Origin of the sequence: Microcystis sp. M090S1, from assembly GCF_020246295.1 — a bacterium.
In the GTDB taxonomy this organism is placed as follows: Bacteria; Cyanobacteriota; Cyanobacteriia; order Cyanobacteriales; family Microcystaceae; genus Microcystis; species Microcystis aeruginosa.
In genome coordinates, this window is the sequence record NZ_JADBTF010000427.1 from 1 (window position 1) to 16,313 (window position 16,313).

At 43.2% G+C, this 16,313-nt stretch carries 13 protein-coding genes; 4 read left to right on the forward strand and 9 right to left on the reverse strand.

What is annotated here, in order from left to right; all coding sequences use genetic code 11:
- Positions 1-356: 356 nt before the first annotated feature.
- The 3 genes from psbM to IM477_RS18795 form a co-directional block, all read right to left on the reverse strand.
- The gene (psbM, locus tag IM477_RS18785) at positions 357-464 is read right to left on the reverse strand and encodes a photosystem II reaction center protein PsbM (protein WP_012267682.1); all 108 of its coding nucleotides are present in this window, start codon (positions 462-464) and stop codon (positions 357-359) included.
- 198 nt (positions 465-662) lie between these two features.
- A complete protein-coding gene (locus tag IM477_RS18790) occupies positions 663-1,781 on the reverse strand; it encodes a universal stress protein (RefSeq protein WP_287733029.1) in 1,119 nt (372 codons plus the stop codon).
- Positions 1,782-2,006: 225 nt separating this feature from the next.
- Positions 2,007-2,987, reverse strand: coding sequence for an ABC transporter ATP-binding protein (locus tag IM477_RS18795; protein ID WP_287674597.1), 981 nt, complete (start codon positions 2,985-2,987; stop codon positions 2,007-2,009).
- A gap of 280 nt (positions 2,988-3,267) precedes the next feature.
- Between IM477_RS18795 and dacB the strand changes: the two genes are divergently transcribed.
- The gene (gene dacB, locus IM477_RS18800; protein ID WP_287733030.1) at positions 3,268-4,155 is read left to right on the forward strand and encodes a D-alanyl-D-alanine carboxypeptidase/D-alanyl-D-alanine endopeptidase; all 888 of its coding nucleotides are present in this window, start codon (positions 3,268-3,270) and stop codon (positions 4,153-4,155) included.
- An 81-nt stretch (positions 4,156-4,236) separates the two neighbouring features.
- Here dacB and IM477_RS18805 read toward each other — a convergent pair whose 3' ends face one another.
- From IM477_RS18805 to patD, 6 genes are all read right to left on the reverse strand, one after another.
- Positions 4,237-4,503: a DUF6761 family protein gene (locus IM477_RS18805; RefSeq protein WP_287733031.1), complete on the reverse strand. Its 267-nt coding sequence runs from the start codon at positions 4,501-4,503 to the stop codon at positions 4,237-4,239.
- A gap of 431 nt (positions 4,504-4,934) precedes the next feature.
- Positions 4,935-5,900 carry a M48 family metallopeptidase gene (locus tag IM477_RS18810; protein WP_287733032.1) on the reverse strand — a complete coding sequence of 322 codons (966 nt, stop codon included), beginning with the start codon at positions 5,898-5,900 and terminating at the stop codon, positions 4,935-4,937.
- Between the two features lie 277 nt (positions 5,901-6,177).
- Positions 6,178-8,313 (reverse strand): glycosyltransferase, encoded by a 2,136-nt coding sequence (locus IM477_RS18815; protein WP_287733033.1) that lies wholly within the window; start codon positions 8,311-8,313, stop codon positions 6,178-6,180.
- Complete coding sequence (locus IM477_RS18820; protein WP_287733034.1) at positions 8,307-8,552, reverse strand: hypothetical protein; 246 nt, start codon at positions 8,550-8,552, stop codon at positions 8,307-8,309. The genes IM477_RS18815 and IM477_RS18820 overlap by 7 nt, the downstream gene beginning before the upstream one ends.
- A gap of 55 nt (positions 8,553-8,607) precedes the next feature.
- Positions 8,608-10,284 carry a dipeptide ABC transporter ATP-binding protein gene (locus IM477_RS18825; RefSeq protein WP_287733035.1) on the reverse strand — a complete coding sequence of 559 codons (1,677 nt, stop codon included), beginning with the start codon at positions 10,282-10,284 and terminating at the stop codon, positions 8,608-8,610.
- Between the two features lie 75 nt (positions 10,285-10,359).
- Entirely contained in the window at positions 10,360-10,716 is a 357-nt protein-coding gene (gene patD, locus IM477_RS18830) for a heterocyst frequency control protein PatD (protein ID WP_287733036.1), read from the reverse strand.
- A gap of 221 nt (positions 10,717-10,937) precedes the next feature.
- Here patD and IM477_RS18835 point away from each other — a divergent pair, with 221 nt between their 5' ends.
- The 3 genes from IM477_RS18835 (at position 10,938) to leuC (ending at position 16,073) form a co-directional block, all read left to right on the forward strand.
- Positions 10,938-13,235, forward strand: coding sequence for a RelA/SpoT family protein (locus IM477_RS18835; RefSeq protein ID WP_287733037.1), 2,298 nt, complete (start codon positions 10,938-10,940; stop codon positions 13,233-13,235).
- Positions 13,236-13,392: 157 nt separating this feature from the next.
- On the forward strand, positions 13,393-14,391 hold the full coding sequence (locus IM477_RS18840; protein WP_287733038.1) for an MraY family glycosyltransferase: 999 nt from the start codon (positions 13,393-13,395) through the stop codon (positions 14,389-14,391).
- Positions 14,392-14,672: 281 nt separating this feature from the next.
- Entirely contained in the window at positions 14,673-16,073 is a 1,401-nt protein-coding gene (gene leuC / locus IM477_RS18845) for a 3-isopropylmalate dehydratase large subunit (protein ID WP_287733039.1), read from the forward strand.
- Positions 16,074-16,313 lie beyond the last annotated feature (240 nt).

Below are 16,313 nucleotides of genomic sequence, written 5' to 3' on the forward strand. Positions count from 1 at the left end.
AAGTAGGGTTTGCTGAATAATGGTAAAACCCTTTTAAAATAAGGCTTTTGACCTGTTAAAATCCGATGTTCATGCTGCGAAAATAGGATTAAGACCTTCAAAAACCTGGCATTATCCTTCTTTTAGTACATAAACTGGTACAAAAAAAGAGGGCAACAAAGCCTGAAACGACCGGCTACTGACGACCGACGACCGACTCCTAACCCCACCAACAAACTTTTTCAGCCAACCCTAACTATAGGCTATTTTGGATCAGGTGACGAAACTAGCATTTTCTCCTAATTCAAGCGAAAAAACCCCGCATGACTTCAAGAAATCACCGGGGTTTTTAGGAAGAATAGGGATAGGGAAGGAATTTAACCCTCGGTTTCCTGTCTGGTTTGGATAAACAGAATCAAGAGGAAAACGGTGGGGACTAGGACGAATAGGATACTAGCGATAAAGCCGAGATTATTTACTTGCATGAGTTAACTCCCTTAAGTGACAACGGATTTACATTAAAGATTAACTCCTAGAATATCATCCCAGAGAAGCCAAGGCGTTGCTGATTTGAGAGGGGAAGTGGGAAGTGGGAAGTGGGGGAGTGGGGAGTGGGAATTATGAATTATGAATTATGAATTATGAATTGGGGAGATGGAAGTGGGGGAGTGGGAGAAAGGTGGTTATCTTTTCACCCCCTTGGCCCGCGCGTTTTTAATCGGTACTTTTGGTTCGGTGGCGATGATGTGAAGATCGATATTTTTCTGCCAGATCAGGCGAATGAGTTTTTGGGTGAAAGAACCTTTGATTAAATGCTTCCAGCGCGATTGAAGGCTCTCCCCGATCACAATCTGGGTGATTCGTTCGCGCTCGGCCACTTCGGCGATCGCTGCCGCCACCTGATAGCTTTTAACCCGTAAGAATTTCCCCTCGAATTCCCGACATAAACGTTCGCAGGTTTCGATATGTAAAGCCTCCTCTTTGGTGAGAAAGCGATCGGGGTTATCGACGAAAATCACGAAAAATTCCGCGTTCATATACCCCGCTATCCGCGCTCCCCGACGTAATAATCGTAAAGAGTTTGGATAGGTGGAAATACAGACTAATACCCGTTCGTGAACGGGACAGGATTGACCGATGAATTTGGTCGAATTACTCGCTTCTTCTTCTACCGTATCGGCCACTTCGCGCAGGGCGAGTTCCCGTAGGGCGATTAAATTGCGCCGTTGAAAGAAATTATTTAAAGATTGTTGGATCTTTTCGGGAGCGTAGATTTTTCCCGCTAATAATCTTTCCTCTAGGGTTTCGGGAGTAACATCTACCACGATCACTTCATCAGCTTCCTCCAAAATTCGATCGGGTATTCTCTCCCGAACCACCACCCCGGTGATTCGGGCGACCAGATCGTTTAAACTCTCGATATGCTGGATATTCACTGTAGAGTAAACATCGATTCCCCGGGATAAAATTATCTCCACGTCCTGAAAGCGTTTCTCTCGCTCCGAACCAGGCGCGTTCGTGTGGGCTAATTCATCGATCAGACACAGCTGCGGCGAGCGGGCGATAATCGCTTCCGTATCCATTTCCGAGAGAGTGAATCCCTCTTTCTCTAGGATTTTTCTCGGTACGATTTCCAGTCCCTCGGCTTTTTCGGCGGTCTCTTTCCTGTCGTGGGTTTCAAGAAGTCCGATCACCACGTCGGTTCCCTGCTTTCTGAGGCTATGCCCCTCCTCCAGCATTTTGTAAGTTTTCCCGACCCCCGGGGCCATGCCGATAAAAATTTTATGTCTTCCCCGTCGCACGCTCGTCTCCTTTTTGGCAACTTCCCTTACAGATTAAGATGATTCAATCGTAGCCGGGGGGATTGAATATCATCAATCCTTACCCCCCTCTGATACTAAATCCTGTTTAAAAGGTATAGGGGAGGAGCGGAGGGCCGGAGCGGCGAGAAACAATCCATAACCGGGTTTTTACAGTGGGATTGGAAGTTAATCATATTACTAAAAACGGATTTGGTATGAGAGTGCTTATTGACTAGAGGTAATACCGCGCTGACGTAATTGGTCGATAAAAAATTCTTCTAGGGAAGCACGAGCTAAATTAAGACTAATCAAGCGAGCATCGATACTAGGCAGGGCAGCCAGAAAAGCAGCGGGTTCTCCCTGTAATTGTCCGTGCCAACAATGATCGCGCCAATGCAAACCGAGGAGCCATTGCTGTAGTTGATCCTCCCTACCACCTTGAACAATCACCTGATAGACATCAGCACGACCGAGAATTTGCTCGAGGGAACCAACACAGAGTAATTCTCCCCGGGCCAACAGGGCAATGCGATCGCAAATTTGTTCCACATCGGAGAGAATATGAGAGTTAAAAAAGATAGTTTTCCCCCGTTGTTTGAGGGATTGAATAATTTCTCGCACCTGATAGCGACCGATAGGATCCAGTCCCGACATCGGTTCATCGAGAAAGACTAATTCTGGATCATTGATTAATGCTTGGGCTATACCAATCCGTTGCATCATCCCCTTAGAATATTGACGCAATTGCTTTTTCTGGGCAGTTTTGCGGTCTAATCCCACTAAATCCAATAATTCAGGAATGCGTTTTTTTTGCACAGAAGAGGGAATTTGAAAAATGCCGCCGATTAATTGTAGGAATTCCCAGCCGGTGAGATAGTCGTAGTAGTAGGCATTTTCGGGAAGATAGCCGATGCGTTGCCTGACCGAGCGATCGCCAATTGGCTGACCGAGAATCAAGGCCCGTCCAGAAGTGGGTCGGACAATCCCCAAAAGGGTTTTTAAGAGCGTGGTTTTGCCGGCCCCGTTCGGGCCTAATAATCCAAAAGTTTCGCCCTCATGGACAATTAAAGTACAGTTTTTCAAGGATTCGATTTTTTTATCTAACCAGAATCCCGTCCGATAAGTTTTTTGTAAGTTTAACGTCTCTAGCACAGTTTGACGGCTGGTATTCGTCATTGTTTTGGAATCATCTGAGACAGAATACATGGGTCTGATATCCCTTTTCCTACACTTTGCTTTTATTATCCCCAAATTGTCAGCAGCAATGTCAACGGTATCAAAATAGCACGATTTTGGAACCCAGAAAAATTCCAACTGGTCTTGAGAAGGGGTATCAGTGCAGTTCCAGGCTATTGCCAGCTTTCTTCTCTGGCATTGGTGTGCATTAGCCGCTAAAATCTGTTAGACAGGTAACTTTGACACTTGAGCAGCAACTGGTACAATAGTGCGAACGCTTAAGGAAACCAGACTCTTACACAAACACAGCATGAAACAACTCCTCAATAGCCTCAATTCGCTGACAGTGGCCAGTGTAGCCACTATCGCTTTGGCCTACCCTAGCATCGCTCAAGTTAATCTGTCTGTTTATCCCTATCCTTCCTCGTCGAACGAATCCATAGAATTATACGTTCCCCCTCCAGAAAACAATAACATCGATAATACCTGTACTCAATTGATTGGGGCAAATATCGAGAAAATTATCAGTCAAGCTCCCAATCAGTGGGGTATATTAATCGAATCTATCGATCGCCAAACAGTTATTTATAGTCATAACGCCGATCGCTATTTTATCCCTGCTTCTAATACAAAGTTATTTACCACGGCTGCCGCTTTACAAGTGATGAACCCAGAGACGACAATTCAAAAAAAATCCCTGCGCGATTGGGTTAATATCACTAATCAGAGAAGTAATAATTTCTACGCTGACACTCTTTTTCGCTTTATCGGCGGTTCTAAAAGTGTTACTGCCATCTTGGCACAATTGGGCATCAATCCCAGTGGTTTTCGTCTAGCCGATGGTTCGGGATTATCCCGCCGTAATACCGCTACTCCCCGCTCGATCGTGGAAATTTTGCGGGTGATGTATTATTCTCCTAATCGAGACACTTTCTATGCTTCCTTACCAGTTGCGGGAATTAGTGGCACCCTGAGAAACCGAATGCGTCAGACGGCCGCTACTGGCACAGTTTACGCTAAAACTGGTACTCTTACCGGTGTGCGGGCCCTATCGGGTTATCTAGAAAACCCCAACCAAGAACCGATGTTATTTAGCATTATCGTTAATAATCAACGGGTTTCTGGACAGGCCCTGGTGAAAGCGATCGATACTATTGTTCTACAGATGACCGCATCTCGTTCCTGTCAAGCTCAGTAAATCTCTCGTAAAAATCCCCAATTGTCCTGATCAGCTGTCCGCGCATTTAAATTGCTTGTGGAGATGAGGCAAGAGTAAAGGTTAATAATAGCCATAATCTGCCTCAGTTTGGGTTTGGGTTTGGGGGGAGAGATATTCAAAATTAGAAGGATCTCGCAGAAAGCGAAAAACTTCTTCTTCGAGACGATGAATTAGATAGGGTTCTATGGAATTAGAATGGCGTAAACAGGCTAAATAGCCTTCTACATATAGCCGTATCTCATCAAAACGCGAGCCACGGTGCCAAAGATCCACCATGTCATCGGTTAGTCTTTGATAGTAACGAATAGATTGGGTATCTTGGAGCATGGGCAGTAGAACAAAAAAGAGAGAGTTGGGGTAAGTGTGTATGGATAATCGTAGGGAGAATTGCCATTCTCGGTTCCCGATACCTCTATTGTACTCACCAAATCGGCAAAACACAGACGAGCGCATTTTCAGTGATCAGTAAAGGGTGTGGGGTGTGGGGTGTGGGGAGAACAAAGCTGCCTTTTGCATGAGTGCATGAGTGCATGAGTGCATGAGTGCCTCCTGCCTTCGTATAGATTATTCGGGTTCTTCGTTACTTGGTATGGTTCAATAGGGTGGCATAAATCGACTAAATCCTTATCTGGTAAGAGATTTGATTGATTAGTTCGCTCTAGATCGAAAACAATTAACAAAAATCGCCAAATGTCTTTCTCTATGAGAGTTTCATTCCTTATAACCCTGTAAGTTGCATAAGACAAACCGAAGAACCATTATTCGGGGTTTCTTTGTCTTTTTGCCCGTTCAATTTCTGCTTGTAGTTCTGCTATTTGTCGCCTCAATCTTTCGCTTTCGCTATCATTAGCATCAACATTAATTGAGCTTTTAACCCCTGTTTTGGCATAGTTTCCCCGGCGAATTTGACGATAGGATTCCGAGTTAAACCATTGCTGTAGATAATGCACTCTTTCTACGGAAAAAGGATGGGTTAAAAAGGAACCATTACCGCCATTATAAATGAGAAATTTATAAATCTGGTTTAAGTTATCTTGGTCTAATTGTCGGTAGGCTTCCCCTTGGCGAATAAATTCTTCTAAGTTGCATTCATGCAGATATTTTTGACTTCCTCCTGCACATTTCATTAAAGTTCTCAGGACTAAATTTAAATCATCGCTAACTAATAAAGCGGCTCTGTCTGCTGATAATTCTGCTTTTCTTCGCCATTCATAAAAGGCATAAACTAGACCGGTAGTAATGGCTTTTCCTAGTCCTAATGTGATGCCCCCAAGGAAATTAGCCGCCCCCATCACCCAAAAAGACATTTGAATTAAAATACTATGATCGCATTTTAAATGACCTAATTCGTGGGCAAGAATTACCCTAATTTCTTCTTCATCTAATAGGTCTAAAAGGGCAGTATTAAAGACAATGTAGGGATGTTCCGAACCTAAAGAATAGGCATTCGCTGAAGGGTTTTGACTGACATAAAGATTCGGTTCTGGGGACATATCTAAATCCCGCAGACATTGGCGATATATACCGTATAAAGTGGCGTATTGACGCGGGCCGACTTTTAGATCATTGCCCATTAATAAAATTTGCTGGGGACGTTCATAGAGATATTCGGAAAAACTTTTCGCTAATAAGTCAAACCCCGGAACTGATCTTAAGGCCTGTTCAGCTTGCTGATCTAGGGGATGTTTAAACGCTTGACTGGAGATATCAGGATAAGTTGGCATATTTTTTCAAGGAAAAAGGGGAAAGGGAAAAATGATAATTCAGTCGTTAGTCAGAAATAAACGGGCATTAATTGCCAAGTTTGTTAGATTGTCTTGTCAACTTTTTCGAGGCAACCTATGGCATTATAGTCAGTAATTCCTTCTAGAAAAAGTTGGCGTTTATCAAATCAGTAATGCCTCTCAATAGGTTTTTAATTCTGCAAAATTGCGGATTCTAGAGTTTATTTGGTTGCGGTGACATAGAATAGACCTGTGGTGGAAATGAGCTTTTTTCTTGTTAACTATCCTTGGCAACAATTCCTAGATTTGATAACAAAGCTTGTAGGTTAGTTTGCACGGTAGCGGGTTGGTATCTCTTAATAGTTTCTAGGGAATTATCAGCGAGTTTTTGCCACAATTCCCTATGATCATAGAGTTCGATCACCGCTTGGGCAAATTCCTCGGCAGTATCGGCAATTAAAACATCTTGGTGGTCAATTAATCCCATACCTTCGGCACCAATTTTTGTGGTAATAGTGGGTAATCCTAGGGAAAGACTTTGACCAATTTTACCCTTCATTCCCGCACCAAATCGCAGGGGGGCAACAAAAACGCGACTCTTTTGGAAATAGGGTTCTACTTCGGGAACATAACCGGTAACAATCACTTGATCATTGGCTAATTCTTTCACTTCATCCTTGAGGTTACTTCCCAATAAATTAACGGTAATATCGGGACGGGATGCCCAAACTAAGGGCATAATTTCTAAACATAACCACTTAACTGCATCAATATTAGGAGGGTGATTGTAGCTACCAATAAATACTAAACCGGCTCGCTGGTCAAAGGCAACTTTTTCTGACAGGGAAATTTCTTCATGGATATTGGGGATTACCCAAACATTTTTTACTCCTAAAGAGGATAATACCTGCTTTTCGTCTTCGGTTACTACTACGGTTGCTTCCGCTTGATTAGCATAGTTTAACTCTAATTTCTGATAGGTTTGCCAACTCCAGCTAGTATTTTGGTAACTGGGATCGAGATAGTCTTTTTGTCGTTTTAAACGTAGAAAATGCAGGTCAATTGTATCATAAATAATTGGTGCTTTTGTTTTTAAGCGAATTAAATCCATATACTTATCACACAATTCGGGACGACACAACCAAACTCCATCTATCAGAGGTAAATATTTGATTAATTTTTCTTCTAGATTATATCTTTGCGCTGTGCCATAAATAACTTCAATTCCCATTTGTTGCAGGACGGAAGTATAGGGTTGTTCAGGATAGCCATTATCGGGAAAGAAAATGACTGAATAGCCTAAATTGAGCAGTAGCTTAAGAATATTTAATAAACGCACACAGCCGGATTCTCGATCGTATAGTGGAACGTAGGAATCAATGACTAAAATTGTCGGTTTTCCTTGTAAACGTCGGGCAGCTTTGGGTACATTATTAGCATCGTTATCTAGGTGTTTGGTTAATACCTTTGACCATTTTTCTCGAAACTTGGTTTGATTAATAACTTGATATTGTTTGATCCCGCTGGAAAGGTCTGTTCCCGAAGTGATTCCTTCGTAGTGAATGACGTTAGATTGGGGTTGATAGAGGACTTGATAACCCAATTCTCGGATGGCAAAACATAAGTCTGTATCTTCGTAATACGCGGGGATAAAGTCTTGACAAAAACCACCTAATTGCTTAAATAAATCTGTAGGAACTAATAAACTTGCTCCCGAACAATAGTCCACGGGACGGACATAATTATATTCCGGTTCCTCGGGACTATCTAAGCGTCCATAATTCCAACCATCGGCAGAATTCCAGATAATTCCCCCCGCTTCTTGTTGTTTACCATTAGCATAAATTAACTTAGAACCCACCGCACCAACTTGGGGATTATTGATAATTAATTTCACTAAACTTTCTAGACAATTTTCTAGAATTCTAGTATCGTTATTGAGAAAATATAGGTATTGACCTTTTGCTTGACTAGCCCCATAATTACAGGAACGAATAAAACCAGAGTTTTCTGTATTAGTTAATACTTTAATTCCTTTAACTAAAGTTGCTAATTGTTCTAAGGTTTCATCGCTGGAAGCATCATTAACAATGATTATTTCATAAGCTAAATCAGAACCTAGGTTAACACTCAAGGATTCCAGACAGTTAAAGGTGTAGGCAAATTGGTTATAAGCAGGAATAATAATCGAGACTAAAGGATCATCACTACTGGCAATTTCTAGGGGTCGGGGTTCAGCTAATTTAGCACTTTCGATCACCTGTTCTTCAAATTCAGAGGAACTCTTTCCTGTGAGAATTTTAATAATTTTTCGTTTCGTCTTTTTGATTGCTGGTTTCCATCCTTCTTCTTGGAGACTAAAGACAAATTTTTTGAGCAGTTTTTTAACTTTAAAAATAATCATTACTACCATAGTTCTTCCTCTAGAGAAAACCAATCTTGTGCTAAATTTAAATCTCTTTCTGCTCTAACAATAGCTCCTTCCTTTAATTGTTGCTTGAGGTAGTTTCTCTGTTGTTCCATAATATATAATTTAATCGCTTCATGAATTAAATTATTATATTCTTTTTCAGGATAATCACTACTTGCCAACCATCGATCGAGAAGTTGCATGGTATCTTCAGGGAGACTTATCTGAAGTTGTCTGGCCATTTTGTTTTTCCTAACCATATCTAGACAATAACAATTATAAACCCCTAGAGCGATTTTAGTTGCTGTCGGGATAAATTCTCGGGGCTGCGGCGATTAATTTTTGAGTGTAGGGGTGTTGGGGATGGCTAAAAATCTGTTCAGTGTCACCCATTTCAACAATTTTACCCGCAGTCATCACCGCAATTCGATCGCAGAGGAATCTCGCTAACCAAAGATCATGAGTTATAAATAAATAAGTGAGATTAAATAACTTTTGTAACTCTAACATTAACTCTAAAACCTGTGTCTGAACACTAGCATCGAGCATACTAACCGGTTCATCACAAATAACTAATTCTGGACGAGTAATTAAAGCGCGAGCAATGGCTACCCTTTGCTGTTGTCCTCCCGATAACTCTCTAGGATAGCGTCGATAAAATTCCTCTACCGGTGTCAAACCGACTCGATCTAACATTGTTAAAACCTGTTTTTTAGCCGTTTCTAGATTAACTTTTTGATGGATAAAAAGCGGATCGGCGATACTTTCTCCCACCGTCATTAAAGGATTGAGACAAGCGAGGGGATCCTGAAAAATCATCTGCATTAAGCGCCGTTTTGGACGCATTTTTTCCGCCGACAAAGGGGTTAAATCTTCTCCTAAAAATTCCACTTTTCCCCCGGTGGGTTTAATTAACTGTAATAGGGTTCGCGATAGGGTACTTTTCCCACACCCCGACTCCCCAACTAAACCGAATATTTCCCCTCGATACAGTTCAAAATTGACTTCATCCACCGCTTTAATAAATTTCTTTTCTTTCTTGAAAAAACTATCTAAAAAGTTACCTTCTAGGGTATAATACTGTTTTAAATTATCCACCTTTAACACCGTTTCTTTGCCTTGAATTGCTGTGGATTTTTCCTCCCGTAGCTGTAGGTGTAAAGCGGCGGCCAAAAGAGAACGAGTGTAGGGATGTTGAGGCGCTTTAAAAACTGTTTTTACCGCTCCCGATTCGACAATTTTGCCCCCCTGCATCACCGCTAATTGATCGCAATATTCTCCCACCATCGCTAAATCATGGGAAATTAACAATAATCCCATCTGTTCCTCGCTACATAAACGCTTTAATTCCCGCAGAATTTCCGCCGAAACCGTCACATCTAAACTTGTGGTGGGTTCATCGGCAATAATTAACTTAGGGTTTAATAATAAAGCTAAAGCAATGGCCACTCTTTGCCGCATTCCCCCGCTAAATTCGTGAGGATATTGGGACCAACGATTAGCGGGAATTTTCACTTTTTCTAGGTACTTACAAGCTTCACTTTTAGCTTGACGATAGGTTAAATTCCCTCGATGAGCTTGCAAAGTTTCCACACAATGATCGCCAATAGTCATCAGCGGACGATGAGCTTGCAAAGTTTCCACACAATGATCGCCAATAGTCATCAGCGGATCCAGTCGCGTCATCGGATCTTGAAACACTAATCCCACCGCTTCCCCGCGAAACTTTTCTAACTGTTTGCTAGATAAAGATAAAAGCGATCGCCCTTCAAAGGTAATCTCACCTTCCACGTGAGTGCGATTGGGTAATAACCTTAAAATAGCCTTACCGATGGTCGATTTTCCACAACCAGATTCACCCACTAATCCCAGAGTTTCCCCTTTGCCTATACTAAAAGATACCCCATCGATCGCCCAAGAGGGAGAACTTAATTCGGTCGGGTAGGCAATTTTTAGGTCTTTAATTTCCAACATGACGCGATCGGTAACGATAAAAGTTATGACTTAGGGTCAAGTATGCCACACAAACGGCGATCGAGCATTTAATTGCTAATCGACAACTTCCCCTAACAAAACCCGACAATACCCCTTTAAAGTCGCCACTCGCTCGCTAATTATCTGTAAACGTTTCTCCCGTCCTTGCCGCGCCGAGGCCAAAAATAACCAATCCGTCTCCAGCAATCGCCATGATCGATATAGTTCCGTCTGGAGCGCGCGCCAACGATTAGCCACCTTTGGGCTGAAATTGTCATCATTTAGTGACAATATCTCCCCTTCTAGACAGGTTTGTAAAGCTTGAAAAGATTGTAACCCCGTGGAAGCATCCCCATCCAGAAGGGCAAGACTGAAATCCTCCAGTTTTCTTAACAAAGATTTGTAGGCTTGATGGTAATTTGTCGGTAGCATCCAATACAAAGCGCGTTAGAATTTGTTACATAAGATTAACGATTTGCCGTCACGGTTGCAAGTCCTCTTCCCGAGCAGAGACAAAAACTTAAAAGAATCCCGCCCTTTTCGCCGATCGATCCGATTCCAGTGTTAGAGAGTTAAGCAATCTGGCATCCCTTCGGCCTAATAATTTTCTAGTTATCCGTCTCCTTCAGCCCTATTATCCCCCCGATCTAACCATGAACGCCATCACTGCCACCCAACCGGAAATCCTCACCGCCCTTCCCCGGGACACGGAACCGAAAAAAGCGTTAGTTTTACCCGATTGGCTGAAAGAATGCCTGATTACCTACGAAAACGACCCCCAGAATCCCGATATCGATTTAATCTCTAGGGCTTTTAATTTCGCCCACAAACTCCACGAGGGCCAGTATCGCAAATCTGGGGAACCCTATATCGCCCATCCCATAGCTGTAGCGGGATTACTGCGGGATCTGGGGGGTGATGGGGCAATGATCGCGGCGGGATTCCTTCACGATGTGGTGGAAGATACGGAAGTCACCCCCGAAGAAATCGAGGATAGATTCGGTGTTGAGGTGCGTAATTTGGTGGAAGCGGTGACAAAACTCTCCAAATTCAACTTTTCTAGCAAAACTGAACGGCAAGCGGAGAATTTTCGCCGAATGTTCCTGGCGATGGCTCAAGATATCCGCGTCATCGTGGTAAAATTAGCCGATCGCCTGCACAATATGCAAACCCTCGAACACCTCACCCCGCAACAACAGCAACGCATCGCCCTCGAAACTAGAGAAATCTTTGCTCCCCTGGCTAACCGTTTAGGGATTGGCAGATTTAAATGGGAATTAGAAGATTTATGCTTTAAATACCTCGAACCCGATGCTTATCGCACCGTACAGTTATTGGTATCGGAAAAACGCATCGATCGAGAGGCCCGCATCGAAACCGTTACTAACACATTGCGGGAAAAATTGCAAGAAATTGGCATAAAAGTTCTTGATTTACAGGGTCGCCCCAAACATCTCTACGGCATCTATCATAAAATGCACAATCAGGGCAAAGAATTCGAGCAGATTTATGATATTGCCGCCGTCCGCATTATCGTCGAAACCAAAGAGGAATGTTATCGTTGTTTAGCCATAGTTCACGACCAATTTACTCCGATTCCTAACCGTTTTAAAGACTATATCGGTTTACCAAAAGCTAACCGTTATCAATCCCTCCATACCACCGTTGTTGGTTTAAATGCCCGTCCCCTAGAAGTGCAGATTCGCACCCTAGAAATGCACCATGTTGCTGAATACGGGATTGCAGCCCATTGGAAGTATAAAGAAACCGGTTCTAGTCAAACAACTTTAACCGCTGCGGATGAAAAATTCGCTTGGCTGCGTAATCTGCTCGACTGGCAAAAAGACCTTAAAGATGGCCAAGAATACATGGATGGCCTGAAAAATAATTTCTTTGAAGAAGATATCTATGTTTTCACCCCCAAAGGTGATGTGGTGGCCCTCGCCCAAGGTGCGACACCGGTAGATTTTGCCTATCATATTCATAGCGAAGTAGGTAATCAGATGAAAGGGGCAAGAATTAATGGTAAATGGTCAGTTCTTGATGCTCCCTTGCAAAATGGTGATCTGGTGGAAATTCTCACCAGCAAGCATAGTCACCCTAGTTTAGATTGGTTAAATTTTGTCGTTACTCCTAGCGCCAGAAATCGCATCCGGCAATGGTACAAAAAATCGCGCCGAGAAGAAAATATTAGCCGAGGTCGTGATTTATTAGAGAAAGAATTGGGTAAAACTGGCTTCGATGCCCTGCTGAAATCGGAACGAATGCAATCGGTGGCTAAACAGTGCAATTATGTGGCAGTAGATGATTTATTGGCGGCCTTAGGTTACGGCGAAGTTACCCTAAAAAATGTGGTTAATCGTCTGCAAGAAGCAGTTAAAAATCAACAGGAAATTTTAACGGTCAAAAATCCGCCCGATGTCCTGACTGATTCCCAATTGATTCTACCACCTTCTCCCGTTCAAAGGGCTTTACCCGTTAGTAAATCACCGATCGCCGGTGTGGAGGGATTAGTCTATCGTTTGGCCGGTTGTTGTTGTCCTTTACCCGGAGAAAATATTACCGGTATAGTTGCCCATGCGGGGGAAGGCATTGTTATTCACCGTCAGGGCTGCTCGAATGTGGAAAAAGCCGAAGCTGAACGCTTAATTCCTGTTAGTTGGAACCCTATAGATGACCAGGGACGTTATCAAACTTATCCAGTAAATATTCAGATTGAAGTGATCGATCGCGTCGGGGTTTTAAAAGATATTCTCTCTCGTTTAAGTGACCAAAATATTAACGTTCGCAATGCCGGAGTTAAGACTAATTTCGGCAAACCCGCTTTAATTTCCCTGAAAATTGAAGTAAAAGACCTGCAACAATTTGAACGCTGTGTTACTCAAATTAAGCTGATGAGTGATATTTTAAACGTTCGTCGCATCAGTCAGGTAAAAAGCGATCGAGAGTAGGGTGAACCTAAAATTGCTGATCATATTCCCCAAACCCCGGAGCGCCTTAGCTTTGGAAGTGGGATGCTGACACTGACTAAAACCACGATGGCAATATCTGCACTTTTTGTCACCGAACAACGTAGGATCGATAATTAATCTGAGTGCGAAAATCCCTATGTTATTATCCCTACTGTCAGTTATCAGTTTTCTGATTAGTTTTCTGGTGGTTGCCCTGATTAAACAACGTTTTAGCCAACAATTGTTAGATATTCCCAATGAGCGTAGCAGCCATAGTCAACCCACACCTAGGGGGGGTGGACTCGGTTTTGTCGTCGCTTTTGCTCTTACCAGCGGCCTCAGTTATTTTCTCCTTCCTCCTTCCCTACCTCTCATTCCCCTGTGGTTGTCCCTGACTCCTTTAATTATTATCGGTCTTCTCGATGATCGTCGCGGTATTCCCTCTAGTATTCGCTATTTAGTGCAGTTATCCTCCGCTAGTGTTGCGGTCACTTTTTTCGGTGCTTTTCCCCAATCGTGGCTATCAGATTTGGGTTTTGGCGGCAAAGTTTTGGCTATTATTCTCACAATTATCGGCCTGACCGCGATCATTAATTTTTATAATTTTATGGATGGTCTCGATGGCTTGGTGGCTGGCTGTACGGCGGTACAATTAGGATTTCTCGCTCTCTATTTTCAGCAACCAATTTTATGGCTTTTAGTGGCAGCTTTAGGCGGTTTTCTCCTCTGGAATTGGTCGCCAGCAAAAATTTTTATGGGTGATGTGGGTAGCACCAGTTTAGGGGCAATTGTCGCTATGGTTTTACTTAATAACCAGGGCAATCCAAGTCAGGCTTGGTCAGCTTTAACTATCACTTTACCTCTGATTGGTGATGCTATTTATACCCTTATTTGTCGATTATTAAAAAGGGAAAATATCTTCCAAGCTCACCGCAGTCACCTTTATCAAAGATTACAAAAATCTGGCTTGTCTCATCCACAAGTAGCAATTATTTATATGGGGGTAACTCTCCTGATTGCTATTAGTATTAACTACTTAGGAATACTAGGATCATGGCTGAGTTTACCTCTGATTCTAGGATTAATTGTTCTCGGAGAAATTTATCTGAACAGGAAAGTTAGCGAGCATAATTTAGCGGTGACAAGAAAAGAATAATTTTTTTTTGCTATGGACTGAGGGGTTATTCAAACCTAGAGAATGTTAGACTAAATCCTATTTAAAAATTATAGGGATCGGGGGGTAAGGAGCAGCAGGAATTACTCAAATAGTTATTAGCGAAAGTCGTTTATTTCAGTCAAAAACTGATGGTTTTAATCTCTGGCAAAAACAGAGCTATTTACCTATTATCCCTACTAACCAAGAGAAAAGAAAAAATTAATATTTATTGGATCAGGTTAGCTGATATAATCAGGGAGATGACTATCATTCCAAGGTCAATGAGCGCAAGAACGTTATTCGATAAAGTCTGGGACGCACACACGGTTAAGATTCTTCCCAGTGGACAGACACAATTATTCATCGGACTGCATCTAGTCCATGAAGTCACCAGTCCGCAAGCTTTTTCGATGCTGAGAGAAAGGGGTTTAAAAGTATTATTTCCAGGACGGACTATTGCCACCGTCGATCACATCGTCCCCACCGAAAATCAGGCGCGTCCTTTCCTTGACGATTTGGCCGAGGAAATGATCCGGGCGATCGAAACTAATGTTCAAACCAATCATATTCCTTTCTACGGCATCGGTTCCGGCAATCAGGGCATAGTTCATGTGATCGCTCCCGAACGGGGTCTAACCCAACCCGGGATGACGATCGCCTGCGGTGATTCCCACACCTCCACCCACGGCGCTTTTGGGGCGATCGCTTTTGGCATCGGCACTTCCCAAGTGCGCGATGTTCTTGCTACCCAAACCCTATCCCTATCGAAATTAAAAGTGCGTCGAGTGGAGGTAAACGGCGATTTAAACCCCGGTGTCTATGCTAAAGATGTAATTCTCCATATTATCCGTCAATTAGGCGTTAAAGGCGGTGTTGGTTACGCCTACGAGTATGCTGGTAGTACAATTGAAAGGATGTCCATGGAAGAAAGGATGACGATTTGTAACATGGCGATCGAAGGTGGGGCCCGATGTGGTTATATCAACCCCGATCAAATCACCTACGATTACCTCAAAGGTCGTGATTTTGCGCCCAAAGACTGGGAAAGTGCGGTTAATTGGTGGGAAAGCATTAAAAGCGATGCCGATGCGGTTTATGACGATGTGGTGGTCTTCGATGCCGGTGAAATCGAACCCACAGTTACTTGGGGGATTACTCCGGGCCAAGGAATCGGGGTTAACGAAGTCATTCCCACTCCCGAAAGTTTACCGGCAAGTGAAAGAGCGATCGCAGAGGAAGCCTATCAATACATGAAACTCACCCCCGGCGCCCCGATTAAAGGCACAAAAATCGATGTCTGCTTCGTCGGTAGCTGTACTAACGGCCGGATCAGTGATCTGCGCGAAGCGGCCAAATTTGCCCAAGGTCATCGTGTTGCCCCCCATGTGAAAGCTTTTATCGTCCCCGGTTCCGAAAGAGTCAAAAAACAAGCGGAAGCAGAAGGATTAGACCAAATTTTCCTAGCATCGGGCTTTGAATGGCGCGAGGCGGGCTGTTCCATGTGTTTAGCCATGAATCCCGATAAATTGCAGGGAGATCAGATCAGCGCCTCCTCCTCCAATCGTAACTTTAAAGGTCGTCAAGGTTCCGCTTCCGGTCGTACTTTGTTGATGAGTCCGGCGATGGTGGTAGCGGCAGCAATTAAAGGGGAAGTCACCGATCCCAGGGAGTTGTTAAATTAAATAGGGTTTGCTGAAAAAGTTTGTTACTGGGGTCAGGAGTCAGGAGTCTCCGAGTCAGGAGTCAGGAGATAGGGTGATAGGGTTTTGGGGTGATAGGGTGATGAGACAGCTTCCCCACTTCCCACTTCTCACTCCCTTCTCCCCTTCTCCCTTCTCTACAATAATTACTCGCAACCAGAAATACCTTGGGTTATTAAGTACCTAAGCAAAATTAATTACACATCTAAGCCACTACTCCGT

Coding starts and splice junctions, on each gene's coding strand:
- psbM (WP_012267682.1), bottom strand. CDS start 464: ATGCAAGTAAATAATCTCGGCTTTATCGCTAGTATCCTATTCGTCCTA.
- IM477_RS18795 (WP_287674597.1), bottom strand. CDS start 2,987: ATGTATTCTGTCTCAGATGATTCCAAAACAATGACGAATACCAGCCGT.
- dacB (WP_287733030.1), top strand. CDS start 3,268: ATGAAACAACTCCTCAATAGCCTCAATTCGCTGACAGTGGCCAGTGTA.
- IM477_RS18805 (WP_287733031.1), bottom strand. CDS start 4,503: ATGCTCCAAGATACCCAATCTATTCGTTACTATCAAAGACTAACCGAT.
- IM477_RS18810 (WP_287733032.1), bottom strand. CDS start 5,900: ATGCCAACTTATCCTGATATCTCCAGTCAAGCGTTTAAACATCCCCTA.
- IM477_RS18815 (WP_287733033.1), bottom strand. CDS start 8,313: ATGGTAGTAATGATTATTTTTAAAGTTAAAAAACTGCTCAAAAAATTT.
- IM477_RS18820 (WP_287733034.1), bottom strand. CDS start 8,552: ATGGCCAGACAACTTCAGATAAGTCTCCCTGAAGATACCATGCAACTT.
- IM477_RS18825 (WP_287733035.1), bottom strand. CDS start 10,284: ATGTTGGAAATTAAAGACCTAAAAATTGCCTACCCGACCGAATTAAGT.
- patD (WP_287733036.1), bottom strand. CDS start 10,716: ATGCTACCGACAAATTACCATCAAGCCTACAAATCTTTGTTAAGAAAA.
- IM477_RS18835 (WP_287733037.1), top strand. CDS start 10,938: ATGAACGCCATCACTGCCACCCAACCGGAAATCCTCACCGCCCTTCCC.
- IM477_RS18840 (WP_287733038.1), top strand. CDS start 13,393: ATGTTATTATCCCTACTGTCAGTTATCAGTTTTCTGATTAGTTTTCTG.
- leuC (WP_287733039.1), top strand. CDS start 14,673: ATGAGCGCAAGAACGTTATTCGATAAAGTCTGGGACGCACACACGGTT.